The sequence below is a fragment of the Pseudomonas poae genome, assembly GCF_001439785.1.
Taxonomy (GTDB): Bacteria; Pseudomonadota; Gammaproteobacteria; order Pseudomonadales; family Pseudomonadaceae; genus Aquipseudomonas; species Aquipseudomonas poae.
Map to the genome: position 1 here is coordinate 17,391 of NZ_JYLI01000031.1, position 12,331 is coordinate 29,721.

At 60.9% G+C, this 12,331-nt stretch carries 10 protein-coding genes; 5 read left to right on the forward strand and 5 right to left on the reverse strand.

The window, feature by feature from the left end; genetic code table 11:
- The first annotated feature begins 157 nt into the window (after window positions 1-157).
- Window positions 158-439, forward strand: a complete 282-nt coding sequence (locus TU75_RS25215; protein WP_003188840.1) for an HU family DNA-binding protein — start codon at window positions 158-160, stop codon at window positions 437-439.
- A gap of 67 nt (window positions 440-506) precedes the next feature.
- Here the strand turns inward: TU75_RS25215 and rlmF are convergent, their stop codons facing one another.
- From rlmF to TU75_RS25240, 5 genes are all read right to left on the reverse strand, one after another.
- Complete coding sequence (gene rlmF / locus TU75_RS25220) at window positions 507-1,523, reverse strand: 23S rRNA (adenine(1618)-N(6))-methyltransferase RlmF (protein ID WP_032870637.1); 1,017 nt, start codon at window positions 1,521-1,523, stop codon at window positions 507-509.
- Between the two features lie 128 nt (window positions 1,524-1,651).
- Window positions 1,652-4,498, reverse strand: a complete 2,847-nt coding sequence (locus TU75_RS25225) for a valine--tRNA ligase (RefSeq protein WP_060550485.1) — start codon at window positions 4,496-4,498, stop codon at window positions 1,652-1,654.
- Window positions 4,499-4,611: 113 nt separating this feature from the next.
- Entirely contained in the window at window positions 4,612-4,959 is a 348-nt protein-coding gene (locus TU75_RS25230) for a hypothetical protein (RefSeq protein WP_015371303.1), read from the reverse strand.
- A gap of 7 nt (window positions 4,960-4,966) precedes the next feature.
- A complete protein-coding gene (locus TU75_RS25235) occupies window positions 4,967-5,395 on the reverse strand; it encodes a DNA polymerase III subunit chi (protein ID WP_003234125.1) in 429 nt (142 codons plus the stop codon).
- Between the two features lie 54 nt (window positions 5,396-5,449).
- Complete coding sequence (locus TU75_RS25240) at window positions 5,450-6,940, reverse strand: leucyl aminopeptidase (protein WP_003234123.1); 1,491 nt, start codon at window positions 6,938-6,940, stop codon at window positions 5,450-5,452.
- Window positions 6,941-7,223: 283 nt separating this feature from the next.
- Between TU75_RS25240 and lptF the strand changes: the two genes are divergently transcribed.
- From lptF to lepB, 4 genes are all read left to right on the forward strand, one after another.
- Window positions 7,224-8,342, forward strand: coding sequence for an LPS export ABC transporter permease LptF (lptF, locus tag TU75_RS25245; RefSeq protein ID WP_003234122.1), 1,119 nt, complete (start codon window positions 7,224-7,226; stop codon window positions 8,340-8,342).
- A complete protein-coding gene (gene lptG / locus TU75_RS25250) occupies window positions 8,335-9,414 on the forward strand; it encodes an LPS export ABC transporter permease LptG (protein WP_003234120.1) in 1,080 nt (359 codons plus the stop codon). Before lptF ends, lptG begins: the two co-directional genes overlap by 8 nt.
- Window positions 9,415-9,562: 148 nt before the next feature.
- Complete coding sequence (gene lepA / locus TU75_RS25255) at window positions 9,563-11,362, forward strand: translation elongation factor 4 (protein WP_060550486.1); 1,800 nt, start codon at window positions 9,563-9,565, stop codon at window positions 11,360-11,362.
- Window positions 11,363-11,367: 5 nt separating this feature from the next.
- Window positions 11,368-12,222, forward strand: a complete 855-nt coding sequence (lepB, locus tag TU75_RS25260) for a signal peptidase I (RefSeq protein ID WP_003234116.1) — start codon at window positions 11,368-11,370, stop codon at window positions 12,220-12,222.
- Window positions 12,223-12,331: the final 109 nt, after the last annotated feature.

Genomic DNA, 12,331 nt, shown 5'->3' on the forward strand with positions numbered 1-12,331 from the left:
TCAGCATCTGTCAGGTCGAACCAATCCCTGTTTAGAGCATCTATAACCCCGATCTCCGACGGTTATAAGCCAGGGGTGCCAGGCCTAGATGGCCGGGCTCGATGGCTGACACTGCACTCTGCAATCCATATGAATTTGATAGGGAAGGAACACCACAATGGCTATTACTAAAGACCAACTGATCGCTGACCTGGCTGAAGCAGTAGACGCACCGAAAACCACCGTGCGCGCTCTGCTGGACCAACTGAGCCAGGTTGTTGCCGATCAGCTGGAAAACGGCGGCGAAATCACTCTGCCAGGCGTTGGCAAACTGAAAGTGACCGAGCGTCCTGCCCGTACTGGCCGTAACCCTTCGACTGGCGCTGCCATCGAAATCGCTGCCAAAAAAGTTATCAAGCTGGTTGTGGCCAAAGGCCTGACCGACGCTGTTAACAAGTAAGACGCAGCAAAAAAAACCGTGCTCCGGAGCGATCCGGGCACGGTTTTTTCTTGCCTGCGATTTGGTTCTAGCGCACCCAGCGCTGGCGCCAGATCTGCTGCTCGTTTTTGGTCTGGAATGTCCAGGCCACGAACCGGCTCTGCTTTTGCCCCTGGGACATCTCCACCACCTGGCTTTCCAGCACACCGGCTTTTTTCAGGGCGGTTTCGATGGCCGGCAGGTTGGAGGCTTTTGACACCAGGGTGCTGAACCACAGCACCTTGTGCGCAAAATGCGCGCTCTCGGCGATCAACTGCGTCACGAAGCGCGCTTCGCCGCCCTCACACCACAGTTCGGCCGACTGGCCGCCGAAGTTCAGCACCGGCAGCTTGCGCTTCGGATCGGCCTTGCCCAAGGCCCGCCATTTGCGCTCACTGCCCTTGGTGGCTTCATCCATGGACGCATGGAAGGGCGGGTTGCACAGGGTCAGGTCAAAACGCTCGCCCGGCTCCAGCAGACCCAGCAGGATCTGCTTCGGGTTGGGTTGCAGGCGCAACTGGATGACCTTGCTCAGGTCGTTGGACTGCACGATGGCCTTGGCAGCGGCGACGGCGGTAGGGTCGACCTCGGAGCCGAGGAAATTCCAGCGGTATTCCATGTAGCCAATCAGCGGGTAGACGCAGTTGGCGCCCATGCCGATATCCAGCACCTTGACGATCGAGCCACGCGGGATCTTGCCGTCATTGCCGCTGGCCAGCAGGTCGGCGAGGAAGTGCACGTAGTCGGCGCGTCCCGGTACCGGTGGGCACAGGTAATCAGCCGGAATGTCCCAATGCTGGATGCCATAGAACGACTTGAGCAACGCCCGGTTGAAGACGCGCACCGCATCGGGGCTGGCGAAGTCGATGCTTTCCTTGCCATAGGGATTGATGATCACGAATTGCGCCAGTTCCGGCGTGGTCTTGATCAGCGCCGGGAAGTCGTAACGGCCCGTGTGGCGGTTGCGTGGGTGCAGGGTAGCCTCTTTGCGCGGTGCGACGGGTTTGGCCGTGGCGGCGGTTTTGGGCTTCTTGCGCGGAGGTTTGGGCGTAGTGGGAGCGGTCATGTTGATTCGGTGTTGGCTCAAAGTGGTGGGCATTGTCACACATTCCCTCTGCCTGCCTGGGTTAAATGTGGGCGTTTGCAGGGCAAAAAAAGAGACCCGAAGGTCTCTTTTCTCACACGGTTCAAGCCTTACAGGCTGGAAATCCGCGCATGCTGCTCCGCCAGTTTGCCCAGGGCTTGCTCAGCCTCGGCCAGTTTGGCGCGTTCCTTGTCGATCACTTCGGCCGGCGCCTTGTCGACGAATGCGGCGTTGGACAGCTTGCCGCCCACCCGTTGCACTTCGCCTTGCAAGCGCAGCATTTCCTTGTCGAGACGGGCCAATTCCGCGCCCTTGTCGATCAGCCCGGCCATCGGCACCAGCACTTCCATGTCGCCCACCAGTGCGGTGGCGGACAAAGGTGCCTCTGCGCCATCGGCCAGCACGGTGATCGATTCCAGCTTCGCCAGCTTCTTGAGCAGCGCATCGTTCTCATTGAGACGACGCTGATCCTCGGCACTGGCGTTCTTCACAAACACCGCCAATGGCTTGCCCGGCCCGATGTTCATTTCGGCGCGAATGTTGCGCGTGCCGAGCATCAGGGTCTTGAGCCATTCGATATCGCTTTCGGCGGCCTCATCGATGCGGGCCTCATTGGCCACCGGCCACGGCTGCAGCATGATGGTCTTGCCGTCGATACCGGCCAGCGGCGCGAGGCGCTGCCAGATTTCTTCGGTGATGAACGGCATGAACGGATGCGCCAGGCGCAGCGCCACTTCCAGCACGCGCACCAGGGTGCGTCGGGTGCCGCGCTGGCGTTCGACCGGCGCATTTTCGTCCCACAGCACTGGCTTGGACAGCTCCAGGTACCAGTCGCAATACTGGTTCCAGATGAACTCGTACAGGGCTTGTGCCGCCAGGTCGAAACGGAACTGGTCGAGCTGGCGGGTCACTTCGGCTTCGGTGCGTTGCAGTTGCGAGATGATCCAGCGATCGGCCAGGCTCAGCTCATAGGCTTCGCCGTTCTGACCGCAGTCCTCGCCCTTGTCCAGCACGTAGCGTGCGGCGTTCCAGATCTTGTTGCAGAAGTTGCGATAACCTTCGACGCGGCCCATGTCGAACTTGATGTCGCGACCGGTGGAGGCCAGTGAGCAGAAGGTAAAGCGCAGGGCGTCGGTGCCATAGCTGGCAATGCCACCTTCGAATTCGTCGCGGGTCTGCTTCTCGATCTTTTTCGCCAGTTTGGGCTGCATCAGGCCTGAGGTGCGTTTTTGCACCAGGGTTTCCAGGTCGATGCCGTCGATGATGTCCAGCGGGTCCAGAACGTTGCCCTTGGACTTGGACATCTTCTGGCCTTGGCCATCACGTACCAGCCCATGCACATAAACGGTCTTGAACGGCACCTGTGGCGTGCCGTCCTCGTTTTTCACCAGGTGCATGGTGAGCATGATCATCCGGGCAACCCAGAAGAAAATGATGTCGAAGCCAGTGACCAGCACGTCGGTGGAGTGGAATTTCTTGAGGAATTCGGTCTGCTGCGGCCAGCCGAGGGTCGAGAACGTCCACAGGCCCGCGCTGAACCAGGTGTCCAGTACGTCGTTGTCCTGCTGCAACGCCACGTCCGCGCCCAGGTTGTGTTTGGCCCGCACTTCGGCTTCGTCGCGGCCTACGTAGACCTTGCCCGACTCGTCGTACCAGGCCGGAATGCGATGGCCCCACCACAGTTGACGGCTGATGCACCAATCCTGGATGTCACGCATCCACGAGAAGTACATGTTTTCGTACTGCTTGGGCACGAACTGGATGCGGCCGTCTTCGACAGCGGCAATCGCAGGCTCGGCCAGCGGCTTGGTGGACACATACCACTGGTCGGTCAACCACGGTTCGATCACGGTGCCGGAGCGGTCGCCCTTCGGCACTTTCAGACCGTGGTCGTCCACGCTCACCAGCAGGCCGGCGGCATCGAACGCGGCAACAATCTGCTTGCGCGCTTCAAAGCGGTCTAGGCCTGCGTATTCGGCCGGGATCTTGCCGTCGATGCTGTCGTTGAGCGTGCCGTCCAGGTTGAACACCTGGCAGGCCGGCAAGACGGCGGCGTTTTTATCGAAGATGTTCAGCAGCGGCAGGTTGTGGCGCTTGCCGACTTCATAGTCGTTAAAATCGTGGGCCGGGGTGATCTTCACGCAGCCGGTGCCGAATTCGGGATCGCAGTAGTCGTCCGCGATGATCGGGATACGGCGACCGACCAGCGGCAGCTCGACGAATTTGCCAATCAGCGCCTGGTAGCGTTCATCGTTCGGGTTAACCGCGACGGCGGCATCGCCGAGCATGGTTTCCGGGCGGGTGGTGGCGACGATCAGGTAGTCATTGCCTTCGGCGGTTTTGGCACCGTCGGCCAGTGGATACTTGAGGTTCCACAGAAAGCCTTTCTCGTCGTGGTTTTCCACTTCGAGGTCGGAGATTGCCGTGTGCAGCTTGGTGTCCCAGTTGACCAGGCGCTTGCCGCGGTAGATCAGGCCGTCTTCATGCAGGCGCACGAAGGCTTCTTTCACGGCATCCGACAGGCCGTCGTCCATGGTGAAGCGCTCGCGGCTCCAGTCGACGGACGAACCCAGGCGGCGGATCTGACGGCTGATATTGCCGCCGGACTGGTCTTTCCACTCCCAGATCTTTTCCAGGAATTTCTCGCGGCCCAGGTCATGACGGCTTTGCCCGGTGGCTTCGAGTTGGCGCTCCACCAGCATCTGCGTGGCGATGCCAGCGTGGTCGGTACCGGGCTGCCACAGGGTGTCTCGGCCCTGCATGCGGCGGAAACGGATCAACGCGTCCATGATGGCATTGTTGAAGCCATGGCCCATGTGCAGGCTGCCGGTGACGTTCGGCGGCGGGATCATGATGGTGTAGGAGTCGCCTGCACCTTGTGGGGCGAAATAGTTCTCGGACTCCCAGGTGTTGTACCAGGAAGTTTCAATAGCGTGGGGCTGATAGGTCTTATCCATGCGCGGCGGGACCCTAGTTGGCATTTATTCAGGAAAGCCGGCAAGTATAACGGGGGATATGGCGCAGGGCGAGGTGAGCCTGCGCTGAATCAAATGTGAGAACGGTGCAGGGTTCAGTTCTGGTATTGGCTGAGCAGCCGCTCCATCCGCGCATCCAGCCGGCGCTTGATTTCGGTTTCGATGTGCGGGGCGAAGTCGTCGATCACGTCCTGCATGATCAATTGCGCGGCGGCGCGCAGTTCGTTGTCCAGGTGCAGCAACAGGGCGTCCTGTGGTTTTTCCACTGGCGCGGCAGCCGGTTGCGGGGCTGCCGTGTCGAAGGCCATGGCAATCTGTGCCTCGTCCATGACCGCCTCGGTCAGCAACGGTGGCTGCAGATCATCATCACCCAGCAGCTGACGGATCGACTCAAGGTCATCCAGCAAATGGTCGTCTTTTTTAATCGGGTTTGGTGTGTCCATCATCTACTCAAAGTCGTTGTAGCCGGTGATCCTGCAGAGGATAGCCCTGTTCACGATAGAAACGAAAACTCTCCCGCGCGGCCTGACGAATAGCCGGGTCTTCCACCACCACTTCCGCCACGCGGGCGAAAGCCTTGGCAAATGCCGGGACTTTCAGATCCAGGTTGATCAGCAGGTCCTGATGATCGCCGCAGCTCTCTGCCAGGCCCAATACCACCTGGCCCTCGGGTTCGGATTCGGCGGGGCCGTGGGGCACGAAGCTTTCGCCCTTGAACCGCCACAGGCGTGCGTCCAGCTCGTCGCGCTGGCCGGCATCGCTGCAATGCAGGTAGATGCGGTGGCCCATGCGCCAGGCTTTTTCGGTGAGTTTGCAGGCAAAGTCCAGGCGCGCGAGCGGGTCGGCGCTGGGCAATATATAGAAGTCGACTTGGGTCATTGCGGTTCCTGAGGCCGGGGCGGAGAAATGATCACCGCCCCGGCGTCTTCAGTTTCAGGCCTTGGCGCGATCCAGCAGGTACTGGGTCAGCAGGGGCACCGGACGACCGGTGGCGCCTTTGTCCTTGCCGCCGCTGGTCCAGGCGGTGCCAGCGATATCCAGGTGGGCCCAGTTGAAGTTCTTGGCAAAGCGCGACAGGAAGCAGGCCGCGGTGATGGTGCCTGCTTTCGGGCCACCGATGTTGGCGATGTCGGCGAACGGGCTGTCCAGCTGTTCCTGGTACTCATCGAACAGCGGCAATTGCCAGGCGCGGTCGTCGGCGGCTTTACCGGCGCTCAGCAGTTGCTCGATCAGTTCGTCGTTGTTGCCCAAAAGGCCCGAAGTATGGGCGCCCAGGGCCACCACGCAGGCACCGGTCAGGGTGGCGATGTCGATCACGGCCTGTGGCTTGAAGCGCTCGGCATAGGTGAGGGCGTCGCACAGCACCAGGCGGCCTTCGGCGTCGGTGTTGAGGATCTCGACGGTCTGGCCGCTCAGGGTCGTGACGATGTCGCCCGGACGGGTCGCGCCGCCGCTCGGCATGTTCTCGGCGCAGGCCAGGATGCACACCAGATTGATCGGCAGCTTGAGTTCCAGCACCGCACGCAGGGTGCCGAACACACTGGCGGCGCCGCCCATGTCGTACTTCATCTCATCCATGCCGGCACCTGGCTTGAGGCTGATGCCGCCGGTGTCGAAGGTGATGCCTTTACCCACAAGGGCGTAAGGTTTCTCGGACTTCTTGCCGCCGTTGTAGTGCATCACGATCAGGCGCGGAGGCTGGTCGCTGCCCTGGCCCACGGCGTAGAACGAGCCCATGCCCAGTTCCTTGATCTTCTTCTCATCCAGCACTTCAACCTTCAGCCCCTTGAACTCCTTGCCCAGCGCCTTGGCCTGTTCGCCAAGGTACGTCGGGTGGCAGATGTTCGGCGGCAGGTTGCCCAGGTCGCGGGTGAACGACATGCCGTTGGCGATCGCGGTGGCGTGGGTCACGGCGCGCTGCACCTCGGCCTGGGCGGCCTTGATGGTCAGCAGAGTGATTTTCTTGAGCGCGCGCGGTTCGGCCTTCTGGCTCTTGAACTGATCGAACACATAACCGCCGTCCACCAGGCTTTCGGCCAGCAGGCGGGTCTTGCCGTAGCTGTCACGGCCCTTGACGACGATTTCATCGAGTGCCAGCACGGCATCGGTGCCGCCCAGGCCCTTGAGGGTGGCGAGCAGGGTGCTGATGATCTTGCGGAACGGGCGGTCGCCCAGTTCGGCGTCCTTGCCCACGCCCACCAGCAATACGCGGTCGGCCTTGAGGTTGGGCAGGCTTTGCAGCAGCAGGCTTTGGCCCACTTTGCCGGCCAGGTCGCCGCGCTTGAGGATCGCGCTGATCGCGCCGCCGCTCAATTCGTCGAGTTGGCTGGCGGCGACGCCCAGCGTGCGGCCTTCGCCAATGGCGACCACGAGGGTGGCGGTCTTCAACGTTTCGGGGCTAACGCTTTTTACAACCAGTTCCATGTTCGGGTCCCTTATAAAGGTCGGTGAGCCTGGCGTCTGTGTGGCCAGGCTTAAAGCGAGGCAGTTGTGTAAACCGCCCGCGACAAGGGCCGCAGTTTGAACCTCGCAGGCGAAGCCTGACAACCCTCGGTGCACGCTTTGTGCTCGCGCATGAGGTTGCTCCGTGACAGGCGCTGTCAATCACAGGATAATGCGCCATCTTTTTAGCCGGCCCGTGCAAACGGGTCGCTCGGTATGCTTGCTTGTTTGGCCGCCTTAGCCTGACAACCCTGGAGTGTCTGGTTTGATCGTCTTCCGTTATCTATCCCGCGAAGTCCTGTTGACCCTGAGTGCCGTGAGTGCGGTATTGCTGGTCATCATCATGAGTGGTCGTTTCGTCAAATACCTGGCCCAGGCGGCTTCCGGCGCCCTCGACCCCGGCTCGCTGTTCCTGATCATGGGCTTTCGCCTGCCGGGTTTTTTGCAGTTGATCCTGCCGTTGGGCCTGTTCCTCGGGATCCTGCTGGCTTATGGCCGGCTGTACCTTGAGAGCGAAATGACCGTGCTGTCGGCGACCGGCATGAGCCAGCAGCGTCTGCTGGCCATGACCATGATCCCGGCGGCCGGCGTCGCGCTGATCGTGGCCTGGCTGAGCCTCAGCCTGGCGCCTCAGGGCGCCATGCAATTTCAGCTGGTGCTGAACAAGCAGGACGCCATGACCGAGTTCGACACCCTCGAACCGGGCCGCTTCCAGGCGCTCAACGACGGCACCCGGGTGACCTACACCGAAACCCTGACCGACGACCGCGCCAACCTCGGCGGGGTGTTCATCTCCGAAAAACGCCTGGGCCAGGACAAAAAGGACCGTGGCATCTCCGTGCTGGTCGCCGATGCCGGGCGACAGGAAGTCCGTCCCGACGGCAGCCGCTACCTGATCCTGGAAAACGGCTATCGCTATGACGGCAGCCCCGGCCAGGCCGACTACCGCGCCATCAAGTACGACACCTACGGTGTGATGCTCGCGCGGCCGGACGTCAGCGACGAAGTCACCGACCGCGACGCAATCCCCACTCAGGAGCTGTTCGGCAGCACCGAGCTGCGCTCCATCGCCGAGCTGCAATGGCGTATTTCCCTGCCGCTGCTGGTATTTATCGTCACCCTGATGGCCGTGCCGCTGTCGCGCGTCAACCCGCGCCAGGGCCGCTTCCTCAAGCTGCTGCCGGCGATCCTGCTGTACATGGCCTACCTCACCATCCTGATTTCCGCGCGCGGCTCCCTGGAGAAGGGCAAGCTGTCGCCGACCCTTGGCCTGTGGTGGGTGCACGGGATCTTCCTGGTGATCGGCCTGGGGCTGCTGTACTGGGAACCTATCCGCTTGAAAATGAAGAGCCGTCGTGGCCAGAAGGAGATGGCGCGTGGTTAAGCTCGATCGCTACATTGGCAAAAGTGTACTGGTCGCCATCCTGGCGGTATTGGGCATCATCCTCGGCCTGGCTTCGCTGTTCGCCTTTATCGATGAGGTCAGCAACGTCAGCGACACCTACACGGTGACCGACGTGCTGAGCTATGTGGCCCTCACCGCGCCGCGCCGTCTCTACGACATGATGCCCATGGCCGCGCTGATCGGTTGCCTGATCGGCCTGGGTAGCCTGGCCAGCAACAGCGAACTGACCATCATGCGCGCCGCCGGGGTTTCTGTCGGTCGTATCGTGTGGGCGGTGATGAAGCCCATGTTGCTGCTGATGGCCTGCAGCGTGCTGATCGGCGAGTACGTCGCGCCGCCGGCCGAAACCACCGCCCAGGCCAATCGCGCCCTGGCCCAGGGTTCGGGCGATGCGCAAAGCGCCAAGCACGGTCTGTGGCACCGCCAGGGTGAGGAGTTCATCCACATCAACGCCGTGCAGCCGGGCGGCCTGCTGATCGGGGTGACGCGCTACACCTTCGATAAAGAGCGTCACATGTTGTCGTCCAGTTTCGCCAAACGCGCGCAGTACAGCGCCGATCAATGGCAATTGACCGATGTCACCACCACTTTCTTCCGCAACGCGGGGCAGGGCACCAAGGCCAGCACCGAAGTGATCAACGTGCCGACCGAGCAATGGGACATCGCCCTGAAGCCGGAACTGCTCAATACCGTGGTGATGATCCCGGAAAGCCTGCCCATCTCCGGGTTGTGGAGCTATATCCACTACCTCAAGGACCAGGGCCTGAATAACGGCCGTTACTGGTTGGCATTTTGGGTCAAGGTATTGCAACCGGTGGTTACCGCCGCGCTGGTGTTGATGGCTATTTCGTTCATCTTCGGCCCGCTGCGCTCGGTTACCCTCGGCCAGCGCGTATTCACCGGTGTGCTGGTGGGCTTCACCTTCCGCATTGCTCAGGACCTGCTTGGGCCGTCGAGCCTGGTGTTCGGTTTCTCGCCGCTGTTTGCGGTGCTGGTGCCGACCGCCATCTGCGCCCTCGCCGGGTTCTGGCTGCTGCGCCGCGCCGGGTAGGGGATGCCCCTGCAGTTGAAAAGGCCCCGTATTGACGGGGCCTTTTGCGTTCTGGACAGCAAAGATGACGTCTGGCCCGAGCATCAGGTACAATTCCCGGCTATTTTTCAGCGGGCAATCTGCCTGCAGCCTTTTTGAGTGTTGATCCGTGAGTGATTTGAGTCATATCCGCAATTTCTCCATCATCGCCCACATTGACCATGGTAAGTCGACGCTGGCCGATCGATTCATCCAGATGTGCGGCGGCCTTGCCGAGCGTGAAATGGAAGCCCAGGTACTGGATTCCATGGAGCTCGAACGCGAGCGCGGGATCACCATCAAGGCCCACAGCGTCACCCTGTACTACACCGCCAAAGACGGTATCCGGTACCAGCTCAACTTCATTGACACCCCTGGCCACGTTGACTTCACCTACGAAGTCAGCCGTTCGCTGGCGGCCTGCGAAGGCGCTTTGCTGGTAGTGGACGCAGGCCAGGGCGTCGAAGCTCAGTCCGTAGCCAACTGCTACACCGCCATCGAGCAAGGCCTGGAAGTAATGCCGGTGCTGAACAAGATCGACCTGCCCCAGGCCGATCCGGACCGGGTCAAGGAAGAAATCGAGAAGATCATCGGCATCGACGCCACCGACGCCGTCGAATGCAGCGCCAAGACCGGCCTGGGCGTGGACGAAGTGCTCGAGCGGCTGGTCCACACCATCCCGGCGCCCACCGGCAACTACGAAGATCCGCTGCAAGCGCTGATCATCGACTCCTGGTTCGACAACTACCTGGGCGTTGTCTCCCTGGTGCGCGTGCGCCACGGCCGTGTGAAGAAGGGCGACAAGATCCTGGTCAAGTCCACCGGCAAGATCCACCTGGTGGACAGCGTCGGCGTGTTCAACCCCAAGCACACTGCGACCACCGACCTGAAAGCCGGTGAAGTAGGCTTCATCATCGCCGGTATCAAGGACATCCACGGTGCGCCGGTGGGTGACACCCTGACCCTCAGTTCCACGCCGGATGTCGACGTGCTGCCGGGCTTCAAGCGCATCCAGCCGCAGGTCTACGCCGGCCTGTTCCCGGTCAGCTCCGACGACTTCGAAGACTTCCGCGAGGCCCTGCAAAAGCTGACCCTCAACGATTCTTCGTTGCAGTACACCCCGGAAAGCTCAGACGCCCTGGGCTTCGGCTTCCGCTGCGGGTTCCTTGGCATGCTGCACATGGAAATCATCCAGGAGCGCCTGGAGCGTGAATACGACCTGGACCTGATCACCACCGCGCCGACCGTTATTTTTGAGCTGGCGCTGAAAACCGGTGAAACGATTTACGTCGACAACCCCTCCAAGCTTCCAGACCTGTCTTCCATCGAAGACATGCGCGAACCCATCGTGCGCGCCAATATCCTGGTGCCCCAGGAACACCTGGGCAACGTGATTACCCTGTGTATCGAAAAGCGTGGCGTGCAGCACGACATGCTGTTCCTCGGCACCCAGGTGCAAGTGACCTACGATTTGCCGATGAACGAAGTGGTCCTGGACTTCTTCGACCGTCTCAAATCCACCAGTCGCGGCTATGCTTCGCTGGATTACCATTTCGACCGCTACCAATCGGCCAATCTGGTGAAACTGGATGTACTGATCAACGGCGACAAAGTGGATGCCCTTGCGCTGATCGTGCACAAGGACAACGCGCACTACAAAGGTCGCCAGTTGACCGAAAAAATGAAAGAACTGATTCCGCGTCAGATGTTCGACGTCGCGATCCAGGCCGCCATCGGTGGGCAGATCATTGCGCGAACCTCCGTCAAGGCTCTCAGAAAGAACGTATTGGCCAAATGCTACGGCGGTGACGTAAGCCGTAAGCGCAAGCTGCTTGAGAAGCAAAAGGCCGGTAAAAAACGCATGAAGCAAGTGGGCAACGTGGAAATTCCACAAGAAGCCTTCCTTGCGGTGCTCAGGTTGGATAGTTAGGTCCTATGTCACTAAATTTCCCGCTGTTGCTGGTCATTGCCGTTGCCGTCTGCGGCCTCCTGGCGTTGCTCGATCTGGTGTTCTTCGCACCACGTCGGCGCGCGGCTATCGCGTCGTATCAGGGCAGCGTCAGCCAGCCCGATGCGGTCGTGATCGAGAAGCTGAACAAGGAACCGTTGCTGGTTGAATACGGCAAGTCGTTCTTCCCGGTGCTGTTCATCGTGCTGGTGCTGCGTTCGTTTCTGGTGGAGCCGTTCCAGATCCCGTCGGGGTCGATGAAACCTACCCTGGACGTGGGCGACTTCATTCTGGTGAACAAGTTTTCCTACGGGATTCGCCTGCCGGTGGTCGACAAGAAGGTCATCGAAGTCGGTGACCCGCAGCGCGGCGACGTGATGGTGTTCCGCTACCCGAGCGATCCGAACGTCAACTACATCAAGCGTGTGGTCGGCCTGCCGGGTGACGTGATTCGCTACACCAGCGACAAGCGCCTGTTCATCAACGGTGAATCGGTGGCCGAGAAGCTGCTGGGCGCCGAGCCGAACACCCTGGGCAGCGCCGAGCTGTATCAGGAAAAACTCGGTGCGGTAGAGCACCAGATCCGCAAGGAAATGAGCCGTTACCGCGCAACGCCCGATGGCGAGTGGAAAGTGCCGGCCGGGCACTACTTCATGATGGGCGACAACCGCGACAACTCCAATGACAGCCGCTACTGGGATGATCCCAGCATTCCCAAAGAGCTGCTGGGCATGGTCCCCGACCAGAATATCGTCGGCAAGGCCTTCGCGGTCTGGATGAGCTGGCCGGAACCCAAGCTCAGCCACTTGCCGAACTTCTCGCGGGTCGGGCTGATCAAGTAATACAGGCGGCGCTGTGAACACAGCGCCGAATGCTTTTCTGGGGCCTGGACAATGTCCGGTCTCACGCGGCAACTATCAGGATTTGAATTTGAACACTGCGTCAATCGTC

Coding starts and splice junctions, on each gene's coding strand:
- TU75_RS25215 (WP_003188840.1), top strand. CDS start 158: ATGGCTATTACTAAAGACCAACTGATCGCTGACCTGGCTGAAGCAGTA.
- rlmF (WP_032870637.1), bottom strand. CDS start 1,523: ATGACCGCTCCCACTACGCCCAAACCTCCGCGCAAGAAGCCCAAAACC.
- TU75_RS25225 (WP_060550485.1), bottom strand. CDS start 4,498: ATGGATAAGACCTATCAGCCCCACGCTATTGAAACTTCCTGGTACAAC.
- TU75_RS25230 (WP_015371303.1), bottom strand. CDS start 4,959: ATGGACACACCAAACCCGATTAAAAAAGACGACCATTTGCTGGATGAC.
- TU75_RS25235 (WP_003234125.1), bottom strand. CDS start 5,395: ATGACCCAAGTCGACTTCTATATATTGCCCAGCGCCGACCCGCTCGCG.
- TU75_RS25240 (WP_003234123.1), bottom strand. CDS start 6,940: ATGGAACTGGTTGTAAAAAGCGTTAGCCCCGAAACGTTGAAGACCGCC.
- lepB (WP_003234116.1), top strand. CDS start 11,368: ATGTCACTAAATTTCCCGCTGTTGCTGGTCATTGCCGTTGCCGTCTGC.